Origin of the sequence: Mycobacterium heidelbergense, assembly GCF_050205645.1 — a bacterium.
GTDB lineage: Bacteria > Actinomycetota > Actinomycetes > Mycobacteriales > Mycobacteriaceae > Mycobacterium > Mycobacterium heidelbergense_A.
Genome location: NZ_JBNMQT010000002.1, coordinates 209,121 through 233,086 on the forward strand (window position 1 = coordinate 209,121; position 23,966 = coordinate 233,086).

30 protein-coding genes are annotated in these 23,966 nt (G+C 67.3%); 20 read left to right on the plus strand and 10 right to left on the minus strand.

Translation table 11 applies throughout. The features are described from left to right. Positions 1–6: 6 nt before the first annotated feature. The 9 genes from ACQI5H_RS02550 to ACQI5H_RS02590 all read left to right on the plus strand — a co-directional run bounded on the left by ACQI5H_RS02550 (position 7) and on the right by ACQI5H_RS02590 (position 7,367). Positions 7–1,749, plus strand: coding sequence for a thiamine pyrophosphate-binding protein (locus tag ACQI5H_RS02550; RefSeq protein ID WP_427077847.1), 1,743 nt, complete (start codon positions 7–9; stop codon positions 1,747–1,749). Then, on the plus strand, positions 1,730–2,377 hold the full coding sequence (locus tag ACQI5H_RS02555) for an SRPBCC family protein (RefSeq protein ID WP_427077848.1): 648 nt from the start codon (positions 1,730–1,732) through the stop codon (positions 2,375–2,377). The genes ACQI5H_RS02550 and ACQI5H_RS02555 overlap by 20 nt, the downstream gene beginning before the upstream one ends. Before the next feature lie 7 nt (positions 2,378–2,384). Beyond that, a complete protein-coding gene (locus tag ACQI5H_RS02560) occupies positions 2,385–3,404 on the plus strand; it encodes a 3-oxoacyl-ACP synthase III family protein (protein WP_427077849.1) in 1,020 nt (339 codons plus the stop codon). After that, positions 3,404–4,441, plus strand: a complete 1,038-nt coding sequence (locus ACQI5H_RS02565; RefSeq protein ID WP_427077850.1) for a pyridoxal phosphate-dependent aminotransferase — start codon at positions 3,404–3,406, stop codon at positions 4,439–4,441. The genes ACQI5H_RS02560 and ACQI5H_RS02565 overlap by 1 nt, the downstream gene beginning before the upstream one ends. Before the next feature lie 18 nt (positions 4,442–4,459). Beyond that, complete coding sequence (locus ACQI5H_RS02570; protein ID WP_427077851.1) at positions 4,460–4,957, plus strand: MarR family transcriptional regulator; 498 nt, start codon at positions 4,460–4,462, stop codon at positions 4,955–4,957. Positions 4,958–4,960: 3 nt separating this feature from the next. After that, positions 4,961–5,509, plus strand: coding sequence for a TIGR03086 family metal-binding protein (locus ACQI5H_RS02575; RefSeq protein ID WP_427077852.1), 549 nt, complete (start codon positions 4,961–4,963; stop codon positions 5,507–5,509). A gap of 90 nt (positions 5,510–5,599) precedes the next feature. After that, a complete protein-coding gene (locus ACQI5H_RS02580; protein WP_427077853.1) occupies positions 5,600–6,049 on the plus strand; it encodes a Rieske (2Fe-2S) protein in 450 nt (149 codons plus the stop codon). 35 nt (positions 6,050–6,084) lie between these two features. Next, complete coding sequence (locus ACQI5H_RS02585; protein ID WP_427077988.1) at positions 6,085–6,993, plus strand: metallophosphoesterase family protein; 909 nt, start codon at positions 6,085–6,087, stop codon at positions 6,991–6,993. Beyond that, positions 6,990–7,367 carry a hypothetical protein gene (locus tag ACQI5H_RS02590; protein ID WP_427077854.1) on the plus strand — a complete coding sequence of 126 codons (378 nt, stop codon included), beginning with the start codon at positions 6,990–6,992 and terminating at the stop codon, positions 7,365–7,367. Before ACQI5H_RS02585 ends, ACQI5H_RS02590 begins: the two co-directional genes overlap by 4 nt. Before the next feature lie 8 nt (positions 7,368–7,375). On the opposite strand, the gene mmsB is transcribed toward ACQI5H_RS02590, so the two are convergent. Genes mmsB through ACQI5H_RS02605 form a run of 3 tightly spaced genes read right to left on the minus strand, consistent with a single transcriptional unit; the run spans position 7,376 to position 10,951 of the window. Further along, on the minus strand, positions 7,376–8,251 hold the full coding sequence (gene mmsB / locus ACQI5H_RS02595; protein WP_427077855.1) for a 3-hydroxyisobutyrate dehydrogenase: 876 nt from the start codon (positions 8,249–8,251) through the stop codon (positions 7,376–7,378). A 12-nt stretch (positions 8,252–8,263) separates the two neighbouring features. Next, positions 8,264–9,424 (minus strand): acyl-CoA dehydrogenase family protein, encoded by a 1,161-nt coding sequence (locus tag ACQI5H_RS02600; protein WP_427077856.1) that lies wholly within the window; start codon positions 9,422–9,424, stop codon positions 8,264–8,266. A gap of 6 nt (positions 9,425–9,430) precedes the next feature. Next, complete coding sequence (locus tag ACQI5H_RS02605) at positions 9,431–10,951, minus strand: CoA-acylating methylmalonate-semialdehyde dehydrogenase (protein ID WP_427077857.1); 1,521 nt, start codon at positions 10,949–10,951, stop codon at positions 9,431–9,433. 89 nt (positions 10,952–11,040) lie between these two features. Between ACQI5H_RS02605 and ACQI5H_RS02610 the strand changes: the two genes are divergently transcribed. From ACQI5H_RS02610 to ACQI5H_RS02620, 3 genes are read left to right on the plus strand one after another with little or no spacing between them, the layout of a single operon-like run. Beyond that, complete coding sequence (locus tag ACQI5H_RS02610; RefSeq protein ID WP_427077858.1) at positions 11,041–12,474, plus strand: NAD(P)-binding protein; 1,434 nt, start codon at positions 11,041–11,043, stop codon at positions 12,472–12,474. 32 nt (positions 12,475–12,506) lie between these two features. Continuing rightward, on the plus strand, positions 12,507–13,046 hold the full coding sequence (locus ACQI5H_RS02615) for an RNA polymerase sigma factor (RefSeq protein WP_076248399.1): 540 nt from the start codon (positions 12,507–12,509) through the stop codon (positions 13,044–13,046). Continuing rightward, positions 13,043–13,738 (plus strand): Rieske (2Fe-2S) protein, encoded by a 696-nt coding sequence (locus tag ACQI5H_RS02620; RefSeq protein ID WP_427077859.1) that lies wholly within the window; start codon positions 13,043–13,045, stop codon positions 13,736–13,738. Before ACQI5H_RS02615 ends, ACQI5H_RS02620 begins: the two co-directional genes overlap by 4 nt. Before the next feature lie 8 nt (positions 13,739–13,746). Here the strand turns inward: ACQI5H_RS02620 and ACQI5H_RS02625 are convergent, their stop codons facing one another. Genes ACQI5H_RS02625 through ACQI5H_RS02645 form a run of 5 tightly spaced genes read right to left on the minus strand, consistent with a single transcriptional unit; the run spans position 13,747 to position 17,640 of the window. Next, positions 13,747–14,208 (minus strand): lipoprotein LpqH, encoded by a 462-nt coding sequence (locus ACQI5H_RS02625; protein ID WP_427077860.1) that lies wholly within the window; start codon positions 14,206–14,208, stop codon positions 13,747–13,749. 58 nt (positions 14,209–14,266) lie between these two features. Further along, a complete protein-coding gene (rfbC, locus tag ACQI5H_RS02630) occupies positions 14,267–14,875 on the minus strand; it encodes a dTDP-4-dehydrorhamnose 3,5-epimerase (protein WP_427077861.1) in 609 nt (202 codons plus the stop codon). Between the two features lies 1 nt (position 14,876). Continuing rightward, entirely contained in the window at positions 14,877–15,872 is a 996-nt protein-coding gene (rfbB, locus tag ACQI5H_RS02635; protein ID WP_427077862.1) for a dTDP-glucose 4,6-dehydratase, read from the minus strand. 26 nt (positions 15,873–15,898) lie between these two features. After that, positions 15,899–16,765, minus strand: coding sequence for an LLM class F420-dependent oxidoreductase (locus ACQI5H_RS02640; RefSeq protein ID WP_427077863.1), 867 nt, complete (start codon positions 16,763–16,765; stop codon positions 15,899–15,901). 23 nt (positions 16,766–16,788) lie between these two features. After that, positions 16,789–17,640, minus strand: a complete 852-nt coding sequence (locus ACQI5H_RS02645) for an LLM class F420-dependent oxidoreductase (RefSeq protein ID WP_427077864.1) — start codon at positions 17,638–17,640, stop codon at positions 16,789–16,791. A gap of 225 nt (positions 17,641–17,865) precedes the next feature. Between ACQI5H_RS02645 and infA the strand changes: the two genes are divergently transcribed. The 8 genes from infA to truA all read left to right on the plus strand — a co-directional run bounded on the left by infA (position 17,866) and on the right by truA (position 22,392). After that, complete coding sequence (gene infA, locus ACQI5H_RS02650) at positions 17,866–18,087, plus strand: translation initiation factor IF-1 (protein ID WP_003418601.1); 222 nt, start codon at positions 17,866–17,868, stop codon at positions 18,085–18,087. 33 nt (positions 18,088–18,120) lie between these two features. Next, complete coding sequence (rpmJ, locus tag ACQI5H_RS02655) at positions 18,121–18,234, plus strand: 50S ribosomal protein L36 (protein WP_003879483.1); 114 nt, start codon at positions 18,121–18,123, stop codon at positions 18,232–18,234. A gap of 157 nt (positions 18,235–18,391) precedes the next feature. After that, the gene (gene rpsM, locus ACQI5H_RS02660) at positions 18,392–18,766 is read left to right on the plus strand and encodes a 30S ribosomal protein S13 (protein ID WP_427077865.1); all 375 of its coding nucleotides are present in this window, start codon (positions 18,392–18,394) and stop codon (positions 18,764–18,766) included. A 3-nt stretch (positions 18,767–18,769) separates the two neighbouring features. Continuing rightward, entirely contained in the window at positions 18,770–19,189 is a 420-nt protein-coding gene (gene rpsK / locus ACQI5H_RS02665; RefSeq protein WP_076126330.1) for a 30S ribosomal protein S11, read from the plus strand. Positions 19,190–19,204: 15 nt separating this feature from the next. Then, positions 19,205–19,810, plus strand: a complete 606-nt coding sequence (rpsD, locus tag ACQI5H_RS02670) for a 30S ribosomal protein S4 (protein WP_076061623.1) — start codon at positions 19,205–19,207, stop codon at positions 19,808–19,810. Positions 19,811–19,890: 80 nt separating this feature from the next. Further along, positions 19,891–20,934 (plus strand): DNA-directed RNA polymerase subunit alpha, encoded by a 1,044-nt coding sequence (locus ACQI5H_RS02675; protein ID WP_076126332.1) that lies wholly within the window; start codon positions 19,891–19,893, stop codon positions 20,932–20,934. Between the two features lie 32 nt (positions 20,935–20,966). Next, the gene (rplQ, locus tag ACQI5H_RS02680) at positions 20,967–21,554 is read left to right on the plus strand and encodes a 50S ribosomal protein L17 (protein WP_427077866.1); all 588 of its coding nucleotides are present in this window, start codon (positions 20,967–20,969) and stop codon (positions 21,552–21,554) included. Further along, positions 21,526–22,392 carry a tRNA pseudouridine(38-40) synthase TruA gene (gene truA / locus ACQI5H_RS02685; RefSeq protein WP_427077867.1) on the plus strand — a complete coding sequence of 289 codons (867 nt, stop codon included), beginning with the start codon at positions 21,526–21,528 and terminating at the stop codon, positions 22,390–22,392. Before rplQ ends, truA begins: the two co-directional genes overlap by 29 nt. Here the strand turns inward: truA and ACQI5H_RS02690 are convergent. Next, positions 22,389–22,970: a cutinase family protein gene (locus ACQI5H_RS02690; protein WP_427077868.1), complete on the minus strand. Its 582-nt coding sequence runs from the start codon at positions 22,968–22,970 to the stop codon at positions 22,389–22,391. The genes truA and ACQI5H_RS02690 overlap by 4 nt on opposite strands. A gap of 32 nt (positions 22,971–23,002) precedes the next feature. Continuing rightward, on the minus strand, positions 23,003–23,869 hold the full coding sequence (locus tag ACQI5H_RS02695) for a cutinase family protein (RefSeq protein ID WP_427077989.1): 867 nt from the start codon (positions 23,867–23,869) through the stop codon (positions 23,003–23,005). Positions 23,870–23,966 lie beyond the last annotated feature (97 nt).

Consider the following 23,966-nt stretch of genomic DNA (forward strand, 5'->3'; position numbering starts at 1 on the left):
ACACACATGCCTCGGACGCAGCGGGTGGTCGACCACGTCGTCGAGCGTCTCGCGTCAATCGGAATCGACCACATCTTCGGTGTGGACGGCGCCAACATCGAGGATCTTTACGACGCCGCGCATTTCCGCTCCGACATCACCGCGATTCTGGCCAAGCACGAATTTTCCGCCGCCACGATGGCCGACGGCTACAGCCGCAGCGGGGCCGGACTCGGTGTGGTCGCGGCGACGTCGGGCGGCGGCGCGCTGAACCTTGTTGCGGCCCTCGGGGAGTCGCTGACGAGCCGCGTTCCCGTGTTGGCCCTGGTCGGACAAACGGCCACCACGATGGATGGCCGGGGCAGTTTTCAGGACACCAGCGGCTGCAACGGATCGCTGGACGCCGAGGCGGTGTTTTCCGCCGTGTCGCTGTCGTGCCGGCGGGTGCTCTCGCCGGCCGACATCGCGCCCGCGCTGTCGGAGGCCATTGCGGCGGCACGCACGGGCGGCCCGGCAGTGTTGTTGTTGCCCAAGGACATTCAGCAGGGATACGTCGACCTTGATGGCGGCGACGATAGTTCGCATGATCCCCGTCCCATCGGCAACCCGGCTCCGATCGTTCCGGTGCTGCGGGAGGCCGACGGCCCGGTCACCATCATCGCGGGCGAGCAGGTCGCCCGGGACAACGCCCGCGCCGAGCTCGAAGCGCTGCGTGCGGTGTTGCGGGCGCGGGTGGCCACCGTGCCGGACGCCAAGGACGTCGCGGGCACACCCGGCCTCGGGTCCTCGTCGTCGCTCGGCGTGACCGGCGTGATGGGTCACCCGGGCGTGGCCGAAGCGGTGGCCGCGAGCGCCGTGTGCCTCGTCGTCGGCACGCGGCTGTCGGTCACCGCGCGGACCGGACTCGACGATGCGCTGGCCGCGGTGCGGGCGGTCTCGATCGGGTCGGCGCAGCCGTATGTTCCGTGCACGCACGTGCACACCGAGGACCTGCGCGGCTCGCTGCGCATGCTCACCCAGGCGCTGTCCGGGCGGGGACGGCCGACGGGCGTGCGGGTGCCCGATGTGGTGCGGCGCACCGAACTGACGCCGCCGCCCTGCGAGGGCGACGGTGTGCGCTACCGCGACGCCATGGCGGTGCTGGACGACGCGCTGCCCGACGGGACGGACATCGTGGTCGACGCCGGCAACACCGGCGCGGCGGCGATCCATTACCTCGGCGCGCGCCGCGGCGGCAGATTCGCGGTCGCGCTCGGCATGGGCGGCATGGGATACAGCTTCGGCGCCGGCATCGGGATGGCGTTCGGGCGCGCCACGAGTGGACGGCCCCGGGGCCGCACCGTGGTGATCGCGGGCGACGGGGCGTTCTTCATGCACGGCATGGAGGTGCACACCGCCGTGCATTACCGGCTGCCGGTGACGTTCGTGCTCTTCAACAACAACGCCCACGCCATGTGCGTGACCCGCGAGCAGCTGTTCTACGACGATCTGTACAGCTACAACCGATTCCGACCCAGCCGGCTCGGCGCGGGTCTGGCCGCCATGTTCCCGGGCCTGACATCCGTTGACGCGACCGATCTAGGCGGGTTCGCCGCCGCGATGCGCGCGACCCTGGACGCCGACGGGCCGGCGGTGGTCAGCGTCGAGTGCGCAGCCGACGAAATCCCGCCGTTCGCACCGTTCCTCGCCCAGACACCGGCCAAAGCCACTGCCCGAGAAAAGATTCCAACCTCGAAGGAGAACCGAACCGATGTCGCTGCCAGCGCTTGAGGACATCCCCACACCCATCGACGGGGTCGTCCGCATCGAAACCAGCCCCAGAGAAAAGGCCACACCGATCATCATGGAGATGATGCGTTCGGTGTACCCGCACGACCAGGTGTTCGGCGAATACTGCACCGTCAACGATTACATCGACTGCCCGCCCGACGAGCTGTTCGAGTACATGTCCGACACGCGCAGCCTCGAGGAGTGGACGTACAGCCTGCGCGGCTTCACCACCACCGACGAGCCGGACCTATGGCTGGCCCACGACCGGCTCGGCTCGGAGACCGAGATCTACACCCGCACCGTCGTCAACGAGCAGGCGCGGACCGTCGACTACCACTGCGCCTGGGATCAGGGCAAGCACCTGTGGATGATCTATCTGATGCGCGTCATCGACGCCCAGGTGGTGCTCGACAAGCCGGGATCGGTTGTGCTGTGGACCAATTGCCACCACCCGTTCTACGACCACAACCCCTATCCGGAGACCGCGCCGCCCGGGCGCCCGGTGTGGGTGGGTGACTTCTGGGACATGTTCGGCGCCGGTCACCTGCTGGAGATGAAGAACCTCAAGGCGATCGCCGAGTACCGCCACCGCAACGGCCTTCCGGTCACCCCCAAATGGATGAGCTGAGGACGCCATGAGCCAGCCCGCCGTCAGCCTGATCGACGTCTCCACCTATCTGCCGGGTGAGCCGATCGGCGCCGAGTACTACGCGCAATTCGCCGAATCCGATGACCTGCGCGACAACGTGATGTTCCGCGCCCCGAAGTACCGCCACCACGTCGCCCCGGACGAGACCGCGATCGACATGATCGAACGAGCCGCGCAGGGGCTGATCGAACGCCACGGCCACGACGCCGTTGAAGGCGTGGACGTGTTGATCACCCACACCCAGGTGCCGGACATGGCCTTCTACGGCGAAGGGGGCGGCATCGCTCACCGGCTGGGCCTGCGGCCCTCCTGGGTGCTGGATCTGAACAACGGCGGCTGTGCCGCATTTGTGTTGGCGCTCAACGTGGCTCGCAAACTGCTGTCGACCGGCGAAGGCCATAGCGCGCTGATCGCCATCGCGCAGAACGCGGCCGGTCAGTTCTTCGACCAGCCGACGATTCGGCGCAAGGCGCAGTCGGCGGTACCGGGTGACGGCGCCGCGGTCGGACTGGTCACGGTCGGTGACGACTCGTCCATCCTCGACGTCGAGTGCCGCACCTACGGCGAATACGCGGGTGAGATGACGCTCTCCTACGATCCGCCCCGCAAGTGGTGGGCGGCCGGGCTCGGCGAGGGCAGCATCGGATTCACCGAAAACAAGATCACCAAGGTGCTCGCCCGGGGCAACCGGCAGGTCCCCGAGGTGGCGCTGGCGGTCTGCGACCGAATCGGCCTGCCCGCCAAGGAGATCGACCTGCTGGTCACTAACCAGCCGAACCGGGCGTTCTTGCGCAACTGGCGTGAAGCGCTCGAATTACCGAAGGAACGTCATCGGGACACCTTCGAAGAGTGCGGCAACCTGTTCGGCGCCGGGATCCCGGTGAACCTCGACCGCGCGATATCCGACGGTCAGGTCCGGGCGGGCGACGTGGTGATGATGGCGGGCTTTGCGCACGCCGGCGACTTCGCCGGCGCGGCCGCGGTGCGGTGGGGCGGACGAGGCTGATGGTCGCGGGCCCGCTGGCGGTCGAGATCGACGACGCGTTTCCCGACGCGATCGATCCGCATGCGTTGTCGCTGAACGAAAACCCGTTTCCACCGCTGCCGGCGGTGCGGTCGGTATTGATCCGCTCCATCGATGCGGCCAACCGCTATCCGGAGTTTCTGCCCGAGCGGTTGCGCAACCTGATCGCCGGGCGCATCGGCGTGCCCACCGACCAGGTGGTGCTGGGCGCCGGCGCGACCGGGATAGTGCTGCAGGCGCTGCAGGCGCTGACCGCGCCGGGGGACACGATCGCCATGTCGACGCCGACCTTCGACGGCTATCCGATCATCGCCGAGATGACGCGGCTGCGGTCGGTGACCGTTGCGCTCGATGAGCATGGCCACAACGACCTCGACGGGCTGGCCGACGCCGCCGCGGCCGCGCGGGTCGTCGTGGTGTGCCGGCCGCACAACCCGACCGGCACGCTCGAGCCGGCGGCCCAGCTGTTCCGGTTCCTGCGCCGAGTGCCACGCGATACCGTCGTGGTGCTCGACGAGGCGTACATCGAGTTCGCCGCGGCCGAGCACCGGATCGACGTGGCGGCGCTGGTTCGGCGCTTCCCTAACGTCGTGGTGGTACGGACCTTCTCCAAGGCCTACGGGTTGGCCGGCCTGCGGATCGGTTACGGCCTGGCGTCCTGCGAGTTGGCCCGCATGCTGTGGTCCCAGCAGCTGCCGTTCGGCATCGCGATGACCAGCCTGCCCGCGGTCGCGGCGTCGTACCACGCCGAAGACCAACTGCTGCAACGGATCCGGGCGATCACCGCCGAACGTCGCTATCTCCGGATGCGCCTGAGCGCGCTGGGCATATACACCACCGATGCCCACGCGAACTTCGTGTACCTGCCGTCGAGGGGTCGGCTGTGGCGCGAGGTGTTCGCCGACAGCGGGCTGCAGGTTCGCTGCTACGCGGACGGCGGCGCGCGCATCACCGTGGGCAACCGGGCGTCCACGCAGGCGGTGCTGTCTGCGGTGGGAAAGTCCACGCCGGGGCTGTAAGTGCGGTAAGAAAAGGGCGTGGCCGCCTCTAAACGTGATCCGATCGCGGCGGCACGCGCCAACTGGGAGCGTGCCGGGTGGGGCGATGTTTCGCAGGGGATGGTCGCGGTGACCTCGGTGATGCGCGCCCATCAGATCCTGCTGGCTCGCGTCGAGACCGCGCTGCGCCCCTACGACTTGAGCTTCTCTCGGTTCGAATTGCTGCGATTGCTGGCCTTCAGCCGCACCGGCGCGTTGCCGATCACCAAGGCGTCCGACCGCCTGCAGGTTCACGTCACCAGCGTGACCCACGCGATCCGCCGGCTGGAGGCCGACGGGCTGGTTGCGCGGGTGCCGCATCCGACCGACGGCCGGACGACGCTGGTGCAGATCACCGATCTCGGCCGCTCCACCGTCGAGGACGCCACCGTCACCCTCAACGAGCAGGTGTTCGCCGACATCGGGATGAAGGCCGACGAATCGCAGGCGTTGGTGTCGTCTATTGAAAGTCTGCGGCGCAACGCGGGAGACTTCTAGAGCATGGACCCACTCACCGCTCACCAGCGCGCTCAGGACGCGTTCGCCCGCGTCCTCGCCAACGTCAGCCCCGACCAGCTGGGCGCCCCGACGCCCTGCTCGGAGTGGGCGATTCGAGATCTGGTCGAACACGTCATCGGCGGTAACGAGCATGTCGGGCAATGGGCGGAAACCCCGATTGAGCCGCCGGCCCGGCCCGACGACCTCGTTGCGGCGCACCGGGCGGCGGCCGCCGCGGCACAGTCGGTCTTCGCCGGGCCGGACGGGATGTCCATGATGTTCACGCTGCCGATCGGGCAGCTTCCCGGGCAGCTCTTCCTCGGATTGCGCACGGCCGACGTGCTGACCCACGCGTGGGATCTCGCGGCCGCCACCGGGCAGTCGACGGATCTCGATCCGGAGTTGGCGGCCGAGCAACTCGCCGCCGTGCGGGCGCTCGTCGGGCCCCAGTTCCGTGGGCCGGGCAAGCCCTTCGCCGAGGAGCAGCCGTGTGCACCCGAGCGTGCGGCCGCGGATCAACTGGCCGCGTTTTTGGGCCGAAAGGTCCAGTGACAGGCGCTTTCTGACGCCGTGTAACCCGCACCCATATCTGTTGGCGAGCGCCCAATGGGCGGCCCGTTGCTGACATGGAGGGGAACCCGCGTGCTTGATTCCGAACCGGGGCGCGGCGTGCCGACCCGGCGCCGCGTGCTGATCGGCTCGTGCGCGTTGGGTGCCGTAGCCGCGATCGCCGCGTGCGGCGGCGAGAAACCGAAGGCGGCACCGGGCGGCCCCGGCGGCGGCGATCAGGCCGCGGCGCCGGCGCCGTCGCAGGTATTGCGCCCCGGCGACATTCCCGTCGGCGGTGGCGTCATCCTGGGCGACCAAGACACGGTGGTGACCCAGCCACAGCCGGGCCAGTTCAGGGCGTTCAGCGCCACCTGCACGCATCTGGGTTGCCAAGTGGAGCGGGTCAGCGACGGCACCATCAAGTGTCCTTGCCACGGCAGCCAGTACAGCGTGGCCGACGGATCCGTCGTTCATGGCCCGGCCCCAAAGCCACTGCCCGCCAAGACGGTAACACTCAACAACGGCGCGTTGACGATCTCCTAGGAGGCTAAGTGAGCATCGATCCAGATCCGCGCGGCATGACGCGCCGCCAACTCATCCGGCACACCGCGTGGTTCGGCGCGGCCGTCGGGCTGGCCGTCGCCGGCGGCGAAGTGATCTCGCACATAGGCGGCAGCACCGCCGCCGCCACGGCGCCGGTCCAGCCCACGCTGCGCTTCGCCCAGGTGAGCGACAGTCACATCGGGTTTGACGGAAAGGCCAACCCTGACGTCATCGGTTCCTTCAACCGGGCCATCGACCAAATCAACCATTTGGGCTACACGCCCGATTTCGTCATCCATACGGGCGACCTCACCCACCTGGCCACCCCCGAACAGTTCGATCAGGTCAAGCAGATGATGACCCGGTTTTCCACGCCGCATGTGTTCACCGTTCCCGGGGAGCACGACTCCACCGACGATGCCGGGCAAAAGTATCGGCAGGCCTTCGGCGCCGGATCCCGCGGTGACGGGTGGTACAGCTTCGACATCGCCGGCGTGCACGTGATCGCATTGGTGAACACGTTGAACCTCGAGAAACTCGGGCACCTCGGCAATGACCAACTCGAGTTCGTCCAGAAGGACGTTGCGGGATTGTCGAGCGACACCCCAATCATCGTGTTCAGCCACATCCCGCTGTTCGCGATGTATCCGCAGTGGGGTTGGGGCACCGACGACGCCGGCCAGGCGCTGAGCTATCTGCGCCGATTCTCGTCGGTCACCTGCCTCAATGGCCATGTCCACCAACTGTTCTCGAAGACCGAGGGCAATATCACTTTCTACAGCGGCACCACAACGGCTTACCCGCTGCCACATCCCGGCGACGGGCCCGCCCCCAAACCGGTCACCCTGCCCGCCGGGAAGCTGCATGACGCGCTGGGGATTCGCGAGGTCAGCTACATCAAGGGCCGGCAGGCATTGGCGCTGAAGGAGCAGAAACTGCAATGACATTCACCAACATGGTGCTGCGGGCCGGGCTTGCCCTAACGCTGACCGCCAGCGGCATAGACCATGCCTACCTCTACTCCGACGGCTATCGCAGCATCTCGGTGGTCGGGTTCGGCTTCCTGGCGCAGGCGAGCGTGTTTTGCGCGATCGCGCTCCTCATCGCGGTCGGCGGGCCTGATTGGTTGGTGTGGCTGGCGGGGATGCTGGCGGCCGGAGCGCTGGGCGCCTTCGTGTTGTCGCGCACCGTCGGGTTGTTCGGCTTCGTCGAACGGGGATGGCAACCCGCGCCGCACCCGGCGATCAGCGTTGCCACCGAAGTGGGGACCGTCGTCTTGTTCGTGGGGTGGCTGCTGAGCCGCCGAAAGGCCGTGTGAGACGGCGCTCAGCTGCCGCGCAGCACCTCGATCACCGCGCTGAAGTCTTTGTCGGCATGGTCGGCGGCGAACTTCGCGTAGATCTCCGCGGCGTGACTGCCCAGCGGCGCCGACGAACCGGTTGACGTCACCGCGTCCATCGCCAGGCCCAGGTCCTTGTTCATCAGCGCGGTCGCGAATCCAGGCTTGAAGTCGTTGTTGGCCGGCGAGGTCGGAACCGGGCCCGGCACAGGGCAATTGGTGTGCACGGCCCAGCAGTTGCCGGTCGCACCGGTGATCACGTCGAACAACGCCTGCGCCGACAGCCCCAGTTTCTCGGCCAGCACGAACGCCTCACCGATCGCGATCTGCTGCACGGCCAGCACCATGTTGTTGCACACCTTGGCCGCCTGCCCGGCCCCGGCCGCGCCGCAGTGGATGACCTTGCCCGCCATCGGTTCCAGCACCGGCCGCGCTGTCTGCAGCGCGGACTCGTCGCCCCCGACCATGAACGCCAGCGTCCCGGCGACGGCGCCCTTGACCCCGCCGGAGACCGGTGCGTCCAGCTGGGAAACCCGTTGCGATTCCGCGAGCGCGTGCACCTCGCGGGCGTCGTTGACCGAGATCGTGGAGCTGTCGATGAACAGCGCGCCCGCCCGCGCGGCGGGCAACACGTCGACGTAGCAGCGCTTGACCAGCTCGCCGTTGGGCAGCATCGTGATCACCACGTCGGCCGCGGCGACCGCCTCGGCGGCGCTGTCGAATATGGTGACGCCACCCGCGGCTCCTGCGGCGGCCGCCGCCGGCACCGGATCGAACCCGCGCACGATGTGGCCGGCGGCAACCAGATTCGCCGACATCGGCGCGCCCATGTTGCCCAGTCCCAAGAACGCGACTGCCGACATTGGCTCCCTCTCCTACACGCTGGCCCGGAACCGCGCGGCCTCGGCCCGCCCGATGACGACCCGCATGATTTCGTTGGTCCCCTCCAGGATTCGATGCACCCGCAGATCGCGGACGATCTTTTCCAGACCATACTCGCGCAGGTAGCCGTAGCCGCCGTGCAGCTGCAGGGCTTTGTCCGCGACCTCGAAGCAGGTATCGGTGACATAGCGTTTGGCCATCGCGCACAGCTCGACCTTGTCGGCGTCGTCGGCGTCCAACGCACTTGCCGCGCGCCACAACAGCATTCGCGAGGTCTCCAGCCCGGTGGCCATGTCGGCCAGGGTGAACCGGATGGTGGGCTCGTCCAGCAGGGGAGAGCCGAACGCCTGCCGCTCGCGCACATAGGCTCCCGCTTTGTCGAAGGCGGACTGCGCGCCGCCCAGCGAGCAGGCCGCGATGTTGAGCCGGCCGCCGTTGAGACCGTTCATCGCGATGCCGAAGCCGGCGCCTTCGCCATCCGCGCCGCCCAGCATCGCGTCGGCGGGTACCCGCACGCCCTCGAAGATCACCTGCGCGGTGGGTTGCGCGTGCCAGCCCATCTTCTCCTCGGGCGAGCCGAAACTCAGCCCCGGCGTGTCCTTTTCGATGATGAAGGCCGAGATGCCGCGGGGCCCGTCGCCGCCGGTGCGGGCCATCACCACGTACACGTCGGAGGCGCCGGCGCCGGAAATGAACTGCTTGACCCCGTCGAGCACGTAGTCGCCACCCTGCTTGACGGCGCGCGTGCTCAGGGCGCCGGCGTCGGATCCCGCGTTCGGCTCGGTCAGGCAGTAGCTGGCGATGACGTCCATCGGCGCCAACCGCGGAATCCATTCCTTGCGTTGCTCGTCGGTGCCGAACGTGTCGATCATCCACGCGCACATGTTGTGGATGGACATGAACGCGGCCGTCGTCGGGTCGGCGATCGCCAGCTGCTCGAAGATCCGGACCCCGTCGAGCCGGCGCAGCCCGCTGCCGCCCACGTCATCGCGGCAATAGATCGCCGCCATGCCGAGCCCGGCGGCCTCGCGCAACACGTCCGTCGGAAAATGCTTGGTGGTGTCCCATTCCAGGGCATACGGGGCAAGGCATTTGGCGGCGAACGCGGCCGCCGTCTCGGTGATGACGCGTTCGTCGTCGTTCAGAGTAAACATGATGCTCTAATTCATTGTGGGGATGACGAATTCGGCGCCGTCCTTGATGCCGGACGGCCAGCGCGACGTGACGGTCTTGACCTTCGTGTAGAACTGGATCGACGCCGGCCCGTGCTGGTTGAGGTCGCCGAAGCCGGAGCGCTTCCAGCCGCCGAAGGTGTGATAGGCCACCGGGACCGGGATCGGCACGTTGACACCGACCATGCCGACCTGAACCCGGGAGACGAAGTCGCGGGCGGTGTCGCCGTCGCGGGTGAAGACCGCCACGCCGTTGCCGTACTCGTGCTCCGACGGCAGCGCCACTGCCTCTTCGTAGTTGTGCGCCCTTACGATGCACAGCACCGGCCCGAAGATCTCGTCGGTGTAGATCGACATGTCGGGGGTGACGTGGTCGAACAGGGTCGGCCCGATGAAGAACCCGCCCTCCAGGCTGGCGTCGCCGTACGCCAGGTCGTCGCTGGTGCGGTCGCGGCCGTCGATGACGATCTCGGCGCCGGCGGCCACGCCCTGATCGATGTAATCGCGCACCCTGGCTACCGCGGCGTCGGTGACCAGTGGACCGTAGTCGGCCTTGGGGTCGAGGCTGTGCCCGACCCGCAGGTTGTTGATTCGCTCAATGAGCCTGGCGCGCAACCGTTCCGCGGTTTGCTCACCGACGGGCACCGCGACGCTGATCGCCATGCAGCGTTCGCCGGCGCTGCCGTACCCCGCCCCGATCAGCGCGTCTACGGCCTGGTCGAGGTCCGCGTCGGGCATCACGATCATGTGGTTCTTGGCGCCGCCGAAGCACTGTGACCGCTTGCCGGTCGCCGCGGCGGTCGAATAGATGTAGTGGGCGATGTCGGAGCTGCCGACGAAGCCCACGGCCTTGATGTCGGGATGGTGCAGGATGGCATCGACGGCTTCCTTGTCGCCGTGCACCACCTGGAACACGCCGGGCGGCAGGCCGGCCTCCAAGAACAGCTCGGCCAGACGCACCGGGACCGACGGGTCACGTTCGCTGGGCTTGAGCACGAACGCGTTGCCACAGGCCAGCGCCGGTCCGGCCTTCCACAGCGGGATCATCGCCGGAAAGTTGAACGGCGTGATGCCCGCGACCACGCCCAGGGGCTGACGCAACGAATAGACGTCGATGCCGGGGCCGGCACCCTCGCTGTACTCGCCCTTGAGCAGATGCGGGATCCCGATGCAGAACTCGATCACCTCGATGCCGCGCTGGATGTCGCCCTTGGCGTCGGCGACCGTCTTGCCGTGCTCGAGGGACAGCAGCTCGGCCAGCTCGTCGCTGTTGGCGTTGACCAGCTCGATGAAGCGCATCATCACCCGGGCGCGGCGCTGCGGATTCCATGCCGCCCAATCCCTTTGGGCCTCGACGGCCGAGGCCACCGCCGCGTCGACGTCGGCCTTACCGGCCATCGGCACCTTCGCCTGCACCGCGCCGGTGCTGGGGTTGAAAACATCGGCCGTGCGGCTGGATTGGCCGGCGGTGCGCTTCCCATCGATGAAGTGCGGGATCTGTGTGGTCATGGTGTCCTCGGAAGTCGTATGCGCGCGATTACTTGCATATCCTAGTAACCGCCCGAGGGGGTGGCAACCCGGGTTAGCCTTTACCCCGTATGCACACCATCGAGGCCGACTACCTCGTCGTCGGGGCCGGCGCCATGGGCATGGCGTTCATCGACACGCTGATCTCTGAGACAGAGGCACGCGTGGTGGTGGTCGATCGCTACCACCAGCCGGGCGGGCACTGGACGACGGCCTACCCGTTCGTGCGGCTGCATCAGCCCTCCGCGTTCTACGGCGTGAACTCGTTGCGCCTCGGCAGCGACACCATCGACCAAGTCGGCTGGAACAAAGGGCTGTACGAACTCGCGACGGCCGGGGAAGTCTGCGCGTACTACGACCACGTGATGCGTCAACGGTTCTTGCCGACGGGCCGCGTCAGCTACTTCCCGATGAGCGAATACCTCGGCCTGCATGACGGTCAAGGCCGCTTCGTGACGATGGCCGGGACCGAGTACACCGTCACCGTGGCGCGCCGCGTCGTCGATGCCACCTACATGCGCGTCATGGTTCCCTCGATGCGCCCGCCCCCGTATCGGGTTGCGCCTGGTATCGAATGCGTCGCGCCCAACGACCTGCCCGCGCGTGGCGCCCGCGAACGCTACGTCATCGTCGGGGCCGGCAAGACCGGAATCGACACCTGCCTATGGCTGCTGGGCCAGGGCATCGCGCCGGACCGGCTGACGTGGATCATGCCGCGGGACTCGTGGTTACTGGATCGCGCGACGATCCAGCCCGGCTCGTTGCTCGCCGATCAGATCAAGGCCGCCTTCACCGCGCAACTGCGGGCCGTCAGGGACGCCGAGTCCGTCGAGGACCTGTTTGCGCGTCTCGAGGACGCCGGCGCGCTGCTGCGGATCGATCCCGCGGTCCGCCCCACCATGTACCGCTGCGCGACCGTCACCCGGCTCGAACTCGAGCAGCTGCGGCGCATCTCCGACATCGTGCGGATGGGCCACGTGCTGCGTATCGACGCCGACGAAATGATCCTCGACGGTGGATCGGTCGCGATGGACGGCGGTGCGCTGTACATCGACTGCAGCGCTGATGGCGCCGAAAAGCGGCCCGCCACACCCATTTTCGATACCGGCCGCATCACGCTGCAAAGCGTGCGCGGTTGTCAACAGATATTCAGCGCCGCACTGGTCGGCCACGTCGAAACCGCTTACCCCGACGACGCCGTGAAAAACCAGCTGTGCGTGCCACTGCCGCATCCGGACACCGACCTCGACTGGTTGCGCATCGCCTTGGCCGACTACGGAAACCAGCTGCGCTGGATGGAGGACCCGGACCTGACCTCGTGGCTCACCGACGCCCGCCTGGACCTTTTCGGTCACCTGATGGGCCACCTCCTGGCGCCGGCGTCGGCGAAGCCGCGAGTCCAGGACCGGATACGGGGCATGGCCAAGTCGGCGCTGTCCGCCACCGCCACCAAACTCGACCAGCTGATGGTCCAGGAATCCTCGCTTACAGCGCCGTCGGTGTAACCCGAGCTGATATTGGTCGGTAAAGGAGGCACGTGGCGGCGCAAAACGAACCCGTCGGCCCGCGACCATTGCGCGCGGTGCCGGACGATGGCTATACCGACTGGAACGCGGTGTATCAGGACAACGCGGCCTGGGTGTACCGGACGCTGTTCGCACGCGTCGGCAACCGGGCCGACGCCGAAGACCTCACCGCCGAGGTCTTCCTTGCCGCGCTGCGGCCGCTGCGCCTGACCGCGAGCGTCGGTGAGGTGCGCGCGTACCTGCGGGCCACGGCCCGAACGGTGCTGGCCGCGCATTGGCGCGAGACCATGGGCCGCGAAATCACCGCGATCGAGGACATCGAACAACCGCCCGAGAGCGAGGAAGCGATCAGCACCGCACCCCAGCGGGTCGCGCAGGTTCTCGACAATCTGCCGGACCGCTATCGCCGCATTTTGGAACTGCGGTTCCTGCAAGGCAATTCGATCAAGGAGTCCGCGACCGAACTTGGGATCAGCGTCGCCAACGCCAAAGTTCTCCAGCACCGCGCTCTGCGACTGGCAGCGCAAGTCAACGATGGGGGCCAGCCATGAACGCGCGCGGACTACGCCGCTACGTCGACGACCTGCTGCGGGGCCGCCGGCCAAAGCCGTTCGCGCCCGACGACTTCGAGGCGGCGCAGATCCGCACGGCGATCGAATTGCGGGCGGCCCGCCAGGGTTCCGAGGTGGACGACGCCCCCAGCCCCGAATTCCTGGCCGACCTGCACGGTCGCCTCGCGGAGCAGATGTCCGGCACGCCGCCGGCCGCCGCGCCGAAGGCCAACACCACGCGCCGCCAGGTCATCGTCGGCACCTCGGCCGCCGCCGCGGCCGCCGCCGCCGCGGTATCCATCGACCGAGCGGTAACGCGCGGCCCGGCCGAAGCCCCCGCCGTCGCGGGCCAACTCACGCCCAACGACGGAAGCTGGCAGCGGGTGGCGGCCAGCTCGGACGTGCCGGACGGGCTCATGCACCCCTTCGACCTCGGCTCGGTCAGTGGCTTCGTCCGCCGTGTCGACGGCAAACTGGAGGCCATTTCCGGGGTGTGCACGCATCAAGGGTGCCGGCTGTGGTTCGACGCCCCCGACGACCGGTTGCGCTGCCCCTGCCACACGACGTCGTTCTCGCCCACCGGGCAGGTGCTCACCCATCAGCTTCCGATCGCGCCAAAGCCGTTGCCCACGCTGATGGTTCGCGAGGTCAGCGGGGTGATCGAGGTATTCGCTCCGGCGCGACCCGCGTAACCCGCCGTCTAAGGGCAGGTGGCGTCGATCGTGAAGGCCTTGCTGATCTGCAGGCCCACGTTGTTCACACCGGTGGCCGTGCCGGTGATGTGATAGCTGTTGCCGTTCTTGGTGGCGCCGGCGCTGTTACCGGGCGCGCCCTCGGTGAAGCTCAGCACCACGTCGTTGATCGAGCCGAGCCCGACGTCGTGGACCACCGATGCGTCGGGCTCCAACCCGACGATCACGCCGGTGACCGCCTCGCCGATCGCGATGGAGAACTTGCCGTTGTTCGTCGCGCACACCACCGGGCCGCTGACGTTCAGGGGCTCACCGCCCACGCTGACCTTTGTTTCTCCCGGGGCCGCGACGGGAGTGCTGCTCGAGGGGACGACAGCGGAGCTTGGGCTGGGCGGCGTCGCCGAGCTGGACGACGGGCCGGAGGCCTTATTGCCGCTGGAACAGCCGGCGAGGCCGGCAATGATCGTCACGGCTACAACGGCAACTGACAACTGACGCTTCACACAAGCAGTATGTAGCGCGGCTCCACTATTTGCTCGGCAAACCGGCGATGAATCGCTGTGTGTCCTCCCAGGCGGGTAGGACACCGGATTTGCGCACTTCGTCGAAGCTGGGGGCCGCCGCGTCGCGATCCGACAAGCTGGGGGCGGCGCCGTCAACCAAAGGCCAGTCGATTGCCAGCGTCGGATCCGTCGCACAGATCGTGTGCTCGCGTTGCGGGTTGTATTCCGCCGAGCACAAGTACATCACCGTCGAATTATCTTGCAGCGCAAGGAACCCGTGCGCGAGGCCTTCGGAGATATAGATGGTCCGGCGGTCGGAGTCGTCGAGCAGCACCGAATCCCATCGGCCGAATGTCGGTGAGCCCAAACGGATATCGACGACGACGTCGAATACCGAGCCCGCCACGCAGGTGACGTACTTGGCCTGGCTCGGTGGGAGCTGGGCAAAGTGCAGGCCACGCAACACACCGGCGGCAGAAACCGAGCAGTTCGCTTGCCGGACGTCCAACGAATGACCGGCGAAGGCACTGAACCCACGATCGGTGAGCCATTCGAAGAACAGGCCGCGCGAGTCGCCATGGATCTCAGGAGTGATTTCCCAGGCGCCGGGGACGTCGAGCTCGCGAACCTTCATCTCACTGACCGCGCGCTTCGTAGCGTGCCTCGGCGGCGTCCTTCAGCGGACGCCACCAGGATTCGTTGTTTCGGTACCAGTCAATGGTGGACCGCAGACCCTCGTCGAAGTCGGTGTGCTTTGGCGCCCAATACAATTCGTCGCACAACGCCGATGAGTCGATGGCATACCGCAGGTCGTGACCGATGCGGTCGGGGACCTGGTCGAAGTCGTCGGGGTCGTGCCCCAGCATCTGCAGCAGCGTGCGCAGCACCGTCAGGTTGTCGCGCTCGCCGTCGGCGCTTATCAGATAGGTCCGTCCGATCTCGCCCTTCTCCAGGATCCGCCAGACCGCACTGTTGTGATCATCGACGTGGATCCAGTCGCGAATGTTGGCACCGCTGCCGTACAACTTGGGCCGCCGGCCGGTGAGGACGTTGGTGATCTGACGCGGGATGAATTTCTCGACGTGCTGGTACGGCCCATAGTTGTTGGAACAGTTGGAGATTGTCGCGCGCACCCCGTACGACCGCACCCAGGCCCGGACCAGCATGTCGGCGGCGGCTTTGGTCGCCGAGTACGGGCTCGACGGGTTGTAGGGCGTCGACTCGGTGAACCGCTGCGGGTCGTCGAGCGCCAGGTCGCCGTACACCTCATCGGTCGAGACGTGGTGCAGCCTCACGCCATAGCGCCGCACCGCTTCCAGGATGGTGTAGGTCCCGATCACGTTGGTGTGCAGAAACGGCTCCGGGTCGTACAGCGCGTTATCGACGTGGCTTTCGGCCGCCAGATGCACGACCGCGTCGGACTCGGCGACCAGCGTGGAAACCAGCGCGCCGTCGGTGATATCGCCCTCGACCAGCCTGATGGCGTCGCCGACGTCGGCCAGCGACTCGCGCCGCCCGGCGTAGGTCATGGCGTCGAGCACCGTCACCGCGACGTCGGGACGCTCACGGACGGTGCTGTGCACGAAATTGGTGCCGATGAAACCGGCGCCCCCGGTGACCAGCAAGCGCATGCCCAAACCCTAACCGACCGGGGCGGTCAGTTTGTGCGGTCCAGCCCCAGCGCACCGGCCAGTTCGGTCAGTGCAGGCAGCAGCGTTTCTTCGTTCCAGCCGCCCAGCACCTGGATCGCCACGTGGTCGGCGCCGGCCTCGCAATGCTCGTTGAGGCGAGCCGCGATCGCCTCGGGCGTGCCGTACGCCACCACCGCGTCGATCAGCTTGTTGCTGCCCGGCTTTCGCACGTCGTCCTGGGTGAATCCCGACCGCAGCCAGTTGTTTACGTAGTTGCTCAGCCCCAGATTGAGCTCGACATATCTGCGGCCGATCGCGCGGGCTTCGTCGCGGTCGGTGGTGAGCACCACCTTGTGTTCGGGCGCTAGGAACACCAAGTTGCCCACGAGTTCGCGCGCCTTGGCCGTGTGTTCCGGAGTGGTCAGGTAGGGGTGCGCGCCGGCGCTGCGTTCCGCCGCCAGCCGCAACACGCGCGGCCCCAGCGCCGCCAGCACCCGGCGGCTCGTCGGCACCATCGCCGCATCGAGTTCGTCGAGGTAACCCACCAGCGCGTCGAAGGGCTTCACATACTCCTCGGTGAGTTCGCGATGACCCACCCCGACGCCGAGCAAAAACCTTCCCGGATAGGCGTTTTCGATGCGTTCAAACGACTGGGCGACGGCCGGCGCCGGTGCGGACCAGATGTTGACGATCCCGGTTGCCAGTTGCAGCGACGTGGTTTGCTGCAGGGCCGGCTCGACCCAGGTCAGGTCGGCGTCGGGCGATCCGCCGATCCAGGCGGCACCGTAGCCGAGCGATTCGATCGCCGCGGCCACTTCGGGGGTGACGGAGCGGGTCGGCAGCCAAGCACCGAAACGGCCCAGGTCGGGTTTCAGTGAAACTGCGTCGGTCATCTGCGTCCCCCTACGCGTTTACCTCACGTCCGACCCAGGCCAAGCGGTCCCGCGAGCTCGGCGAGCGCCGAAACCAGGTTTTCATCTTTGGTCAGGATCTGCACGGGCACGTGGTCGGCCCCGGCGTCCAGGTGCTCCTTCAGCCGAGCCGCGATCTGGTCCACCGTGCCATAGGCCACGACCGCGTCCACGAGGCGGTCGCTGCCGGGGCGGGTGACCTCGTCGTCGGAGTAGCCCAGCCGTTTCCAGCTGTTGCGGTAGTTGGCCAGGTTGAAATAGATGTCGAGCGCCTTGCGGCCGACCGTGCGTGCCTTGTCCGCGTCGGTGGTCAGCACCACCTTGTGTTCGGGCGCCAAGAACGCCGACGGGCCGATCAGTTCACGCGCCCGCGCGGTGTGCTCGGGGGTGGTGAGGTAGGGGTGCGCTCCGGCGCTGCGCTCCGCCGAAAGCTTGAGAACCCGCGGTCCGAGCGCGGCCACCACGCGGCGTTCGGCGGGCACGCCGTGCTCGTCGAGCTGGTCCAGGTACTCCGCCAGCGCGTCGTAGGGCTTGCGGTATTCGGTGTGGGCCTCGGGATGGCCGACGCCGATGCCGAGGAGGAAGCGGCCCGGGTAGGCCTTGTCGATCCGGTGGAACGACTCGGCGACCGGCGCGGCGGGCGCCGTCCAGATGTTGACGATGCCGGTGGCCACCTGCAGCGTGGTCGTGGCTTCGAGGATGGGTTCGACCCAGGCCAGCTCGGCGGGGGGCGAACCGCCCACCCAGACGGCCCCGTAGCCCAGGGATTCGATCTCTTTGGCTTGCTGGGGCGTGACGCCGCGTCCGAACGATCCGAACCGGCCGAGATTGGGCTTGCTAGCTGCAGAATCAGTCATGGTGGCTGCAACCGGCGGTGGCTGGGCGCTATTCCGTGGAGGGATTTTGGCCGGGGCCGAATAACCAGGTATCCTGGACCAACGGTGCGTCTTCGCGCCGGCTTTTGCGTGCCCAGTCCCTAGGAATTTTCCTGTCACCGGCTCACGTTTCAAGTCGGTATGAATGCTGCGCCGATGTGTGCGCAGATGCAACGAAACTAAACGACGAGGATTTGACGAGAGGTTATGGCCAAGAAGGACGGCGCCATAGAGGTCGAGGGCCGCGTGGTCGAGCCCCTGCCCAATGCGATGTTCCGCATTGAGCTGGAGAACGGTCACAAGGTGCTCGCCCATATCAGCGGCAAGATGCGGCAGCACTACATCCGCATCCTGCCCGAGGACCGGGTGGTGGTGGAGTTGTCTCCCTACGACCTGTCCCGGGGCCGCATCGTGTACCGATACAAATAACCCACCAACAGACGAGAACAGGATCGAAAAGCCGTGAAGGTCAACCCCAGCGTGAAGCCGATTTGCGACAAGTGCAGGGTGATCCGTCGGCATGGGCGGGTCATGGTGATCTGCTCCGATCCGCGCCACAAGCAGAGGCAAGGTTAGTCAGGGCTTCCGCCCTTTCACACAACTGAATGCAGACCTCCCAGCACCACTGAGCGAATACGTCGCTCATCCACGCCCGGACGGAGGCCGGGCCCCGGTAACAGCCGGGAACGGACTGGGACAAGACCTCCGCATGAGATAAGAGGAAACGCCACCTATGGCTCGACTAGTAGGCGTCGATCTACCGCATGACAAGCGGATGGAGATCGCGCTGACCTACATCTTCGGCATCGGCCGTACCCGCTCCAACGAGATTTTGGCCGCCACCGGCATCGACAAGGATCTGCGGACCAAGGATCTCACCGATGACCAGCTGACCCACCTGCGTGACTACATCGAAGCCAACTTGAAGGTGGAGGGCGATCTGCGCCGCGAGGTGCAGGGCGACATTCGCCGCAAGATCGAGATCGGCTGCTACCAGGGCCTGCGGCATCGCCGCGGCATGCCGGTGCGCGGCCAGCGGACCAAGACCAACGCGCGGACTCGCAAGGGACCCAAGCGCACCATTGCAGGCAAGAAGAAGGCCAGGTAACCGATGCCACCGAAGAAGGCAAGTGGTGCTGCGGCGCCCAAGAAGGGTCAGAAGACCCGCAGACGGGAAAAAAAGAACGTCCCGCACGGCGCCGCGCACATCAAGAGCACGTTCAACAACACGATCGTGACGATCACCGACCCACAGGGCAACGTCATCGCTTGGGCGTCGTCGGGCCATGTCGGCTTCAAGGGTTCGCGGAAATCGACACCGTTCGCCGCGCAGCTCGCCGCCGAGAACGCCGCCCGCAAGGCTCAGGAGCACGGCGTGAAGAAGGTCGACGTGTTCGTGAAGGGCCCCGGCTCGGGCCGGGAGACCGCGATCCGCTCGCTGCAGGCCGCAGGCCTGGAGGTCGGCGCGATCTCTGACGTCACCCCCCAGCCACACAACGGCGTCCGTCCGCCGAAGCGACGCAGGGTCTAGGAGGAGAAACAACCGATGGCTCGTTACACCGGACCCGTCACCCGCAAGTCGCGCCGGTTCCGCACCGACCTCGTCGGCGGCGACCAGGCGTTCGAGAAGCGTCCCTACCCGCCCGGCCAGCACGGCCGCGCGCGGATCAAGGAGAGCGAATACCTGCTGCAGCTACAGGAGAAGCAGAAGGCCCGCTTCACCTACGGCGTCATGGAAAAGCAGTTCCGCCGCTACTACGAGGAGGCCGCGGGCCGTCCCGGCAAGACCGGTGACGAGCTGCTGCAGATCCTGGAGAGCCGGCTGGACAACGTGATCTACCGGGCGGGCATCGCGCGCACCCGGCGGATGGCCCGTCAGCTCGTCACGCACGGCCACTTCACGGTCAACGGCGTGCGCGTCGACGTTCCCAGCTATCGGGTGTCGCAGTACGACATCATCGACGTGCGGGACAAGTCGGTGAACTCGGTGCCGTTCCAGATCGCGCGGGAGACCGCCGGCGAGCGCCCGATCCCGAGCTGGCTGCAGGTGGTGGGGGAGCGCCAGCGCATCCTGATCCACCAATTGCCCGAGCGTGCGCAGATCGAGGTGCCGCTCACCGAGCAGCTGATCGTCGAGTACTACTCGAAGTAACAAGACTTCCCGCGCCGCCCGGTGCGGGACACCTGAGCGGCATCAAATAGCGGGTGCCGAGAAGGAGAAGAAGAAACACCATGCTGATCTCACAGCGACCCACACTGTCGGAGGAGATCCTCACCGACAACCGGTCCCAGTTCGTCATCGAACCGCTGGAGCCGGGATTCGGTTACACCCTGGGCAATTCGCTGCGGCGGACCCTGCTGTCGTCCATTCCCGGTGCGGCGGTCACCAGCATCCGTATCGACGGCGTGCTGCACGAGTTCACCACCGTGCCCGGCGTCAAGGAAGACGTCACCGCGATCATCCTGAACCTCAAGGGCCTGGTCGTGTCCTCGGAGGAGGACGAGCCGGTCACCATGTACCTGCGCAAGCAGGGTCCGGGTGCCGTCACCGCGGGTGACATCGTGCCGCCCGCCGGTGTCACCGTGCACAACCCCGGCATGCACATCGCGACGCTGAACGACAAGGGCAAGCTCGAGGTCGAGCTGGTCGTCGAGCGCGGCCGCGGCTACGTGCCTGCCGTGCAGAACCGGGCCTCCGGCGCCGAAATCGGCCGTATCCCAGTCGATTCCATCTACTCGCCGGTGCTCAAGGTCACCTACAAGGTGGACGCCACCCGTGTCGAGCAGCGCACCGACTTCGACAAGCTGATCCTGGACGTGGAGACCAAGAGTTCGATCACTCCCCGCGACGCGCTGGCATCGGCGGGTAAGACCCTGGTCGAATTGTTCGGTCTGGCACGCGAACTCAACGTCGAGGCCGAGGGCATCGAGATCGGGCCGTCGCCCGCCGAGGCCGACCACATCGCGTCGTTCGCGCTGCCGATCGACGACCTGGACCTGACCGTGCGCTCCTACAACTGCCTCAAGCGCGAGGGCGTGCACACCGTCGGCGAGCTGGTCTCGCGCACCGAGTCCGACCTGCTCGACATCCGCAACTTCGGCCAGAAGTCCATCGACGAGGTGAAGGTCAAGCTGCACCAGCTGGGTCTGTCGCTCAAGGACAGCCCGCCGAGCTTCGACCCGTCGGAGGTTGCGGGCTACGACGTCGCCACAGGCACCTGGTCCACCGAGGGTGCCTACGACGACCAGGACTACGCGGAAACCGAACAGCTCTAAAGGCCAGAATCATCTAGACAGGAGCGACAGCAATGCCCAAGCCCACCAAGGGCCCTCGCCTCGGCGGGTCGTCTTCGCACCAGAAGGCCCTTCTGGCCAACCTGGCCACGTCGCTGTTCGAGCACGGTCGGATCAAGACGACCGAGCCGAAGGCCCGTGCGCTGCGGCCGTACGCGGAGAAGCTGATCACGCACGCGAAAAAGGGCACGCTGCACAACCGTCGAGAGGTTCTCAAGAAGATCCGCGACAAGGACATCGTGCACGCGTTGTTCGAGGAGATCGGACCGTTCTATAGCGACCGCAACGGTGGCTACACCCGGATCATCAAGGTCGAGGCGCGCAAGGGTGACAACGCCCCGATGGCCGTGATCGAGCTGGTGCGGGAGAAGACGGTGACGTCGGAGGCCGATCGGGCGCGTCGGGTGAAGGCTTCCAAGAAGGCCGACGCTCCTGTCGCGGCAGCGGCGGCGCCGCAGGCCGCCGTCGAGCCGGAGGCGGCGGAGGGCCCGACGGTCGAGGAGGTCGAGACCGAGACGGCTGAAGTCGGGGCTGAGGCCGCCGAGCCCGAAGAGGCCAAGGCTGAGGCCGCCGATGAGGGCGACGGAGCCAGCGACAGTTAGCGAGGACGTCCGTCTGCGGCTCGATATCGCCTACGACGGAACGGATTTCGCGGGCTGGGCAACTCAGGCCGGGCAGAGAACCGTCGCCGGCGTTCTCGACGAGGCGCTGACGACGGTTTTCCGCACCCCGGTGCGGCTGCGCGCTGCCGGGCGCACCGACACCGGCGTGCACGCCACCGGGCAGGTGGCACACGTCGACGTGCCGGACGATGCGCTGCCCAACGCTTATCCGCGCGCACCGCGCGCCGGCGAACCGGAATTTCTGCCGCTGCTGCGGCGTCTGGGCCGGTTCCTGCCCACCGACGTCCGGGTCCTCGGGATCACCCGCGCCCCAGTGGGTTTCGACGCCCGCTTCTCGGCGCTGCGCCGGCATTACGCCTACCGGTTGTCCACGGCGCCCTACGGCGTGGAACCGCAGGAGGCACGCTACGTCACCGCGTGGCCCCGCGCGCTGGACCTGGACGCGATGGGTACCGCGTCGCGAGACCTGTTGGGGCTGCACGACTTTGCGGCGTTCTGCCGTCAGCGCGACGGCGCCACCACGATCCGGGATCTGCAGCGGTTGGACTGGTCGCGTGACGGTGAGTTGATCACCGCGCACGTGACCGCCGACGCGTTCTGTTGGTCGATGGTGCGCTCACTGATCGGGGCGCTGCTTGCCGTTGGCGAGCATCGGCGTCCGGTCACCTGGTGTCGCGACCTGCTCACCGCGACGGACCGCTCCAGCGACTTCGCGGCCGCGCCCGCGCACGGTTTGACGCTGATCGGCGTGGACTACCCACCCGATGACGAGCTTGCGTCGCGGATCCTGATCACCCGCGATCTGCGTACGCGCTAGAGCCTGCCCGCGGCGAAGCTGGCGGCTTGATCCACCAGTCCGGAGTTGAGATACGACGGCTGCAGATGCGACGGCCAATTCATGCCGTTACGACAGATCGGGTCGCCCTGTGCACACTGGTCGATCGTCTTACCCGCAAAGGCGGGGGCGACCTGCCGGGTGCCATTACCGAACAACGCAACCGCCGCGACGTGCTGATCCGCGCCCGGCGGTATGCGGCTCCAGGTCGCGAGATCAACCACCTCGGCGCCCAGGGAATAGCCGCCGAGCACCTCGCGGGTGTTCGGGCACTGCTTGGCCATGGCTTGAACGTGGGCGCTTATGTCGTTGGCGCCTGCGTCGACGCTGATGTTTGCGGGATAGTTGACCCCATATGCTCCAACCGGCATAGCCGTCTTACCGCGCAGCGAATTGAGGAACGCGTCGCCGATAATGCCGAGTCCGGGTGGTTCCTCCCGGCCCCGGGCGAATACCACTTCGGCGCCCGGGCACGCGGCCGATGCGATCGGCACCGTGGCGGGGGCGATCACCAACGTCGCGGCGAGCAATGTCGCGGCCGCGAAACCGCGCAGCTTCATGGGCCGATATATTAACCGGCCAGCCTATGCGGTCAGTGGATCGCCGAAACCAAATCAGGCGAAGGCGTCGGCGCCGCGGGCACGGGAGCCGTCGTAGGGGGAACCGACGATCCGGGCCCTGGCGCCTGCGGCACGGAACCTGGTGACTGCGGCGCGGATCCCGGCGATTGCGGACCGGATCCCGGCGATTGCGGACCGGATCCCGGCGTCTGCGGGCCATACCCCGGTGACGTGGGACCGTACCCGGGTACCTGCTGACCGGTTCCGGCCATCAGCTTCGACGCGACGAAGGCCGCGGCCTGAGTGGTGTACACCGGCACATACCCCTCAGTGTGCCCGCTCCACTCGTTGCCCTGGCCCGCGTGACAGATCGGGTCTTGCGGATTGCAGAGATCGATCGCCTTGGACCCGAGCAGCGTGCTCTGGGCCGGCAGCGTTCCACCGGCGCGGTCGGCCACGTCGCCGAAGGTGGCGACGGCCGCGATGTTGTTGGCGTATTGCGGTGGCAGCGAGTTGCCCCAGTTGATGCCGCCGATGGGAACACCGGCCACGATGTCCATCACCGAGGCGCCCTGGGAGTAGCCGCCCAGCACGATCTTGGTGCTCGGGCACTTCTCCACGCTCTTCTTGACGCGGTCGATGGTGTCGTTGGCGCCGTCGCCGCCGTGCAGCTGCAGCTTGCTGGCGGCGTAGTTCACCCCGTAGGGCAGGATGTTCATGCCGGTCTGCTGGCGCAGCGAGTCGACGAAGGCGTCGCCGACGCGGCCCAGGCCGGGGGGCTCGTTGGTGCCGCGGGCGAAGATGACCTCGGCATCCGGGCAGTCGTCGGCGGAGGCGATCGACGCCGCGCTTGGGAGGGCGAGCAGGCCGGTCGCGGTGACCAGCGCCGAAGCGCTCAGGCCGACCCAGCGACCTGCGGACCGCGCGCCGCCCGCCCGAGGGCTACGTATGCGGTGGGTAAACACCCGGAAATTTTACCCGGATCCGGCAAACCCG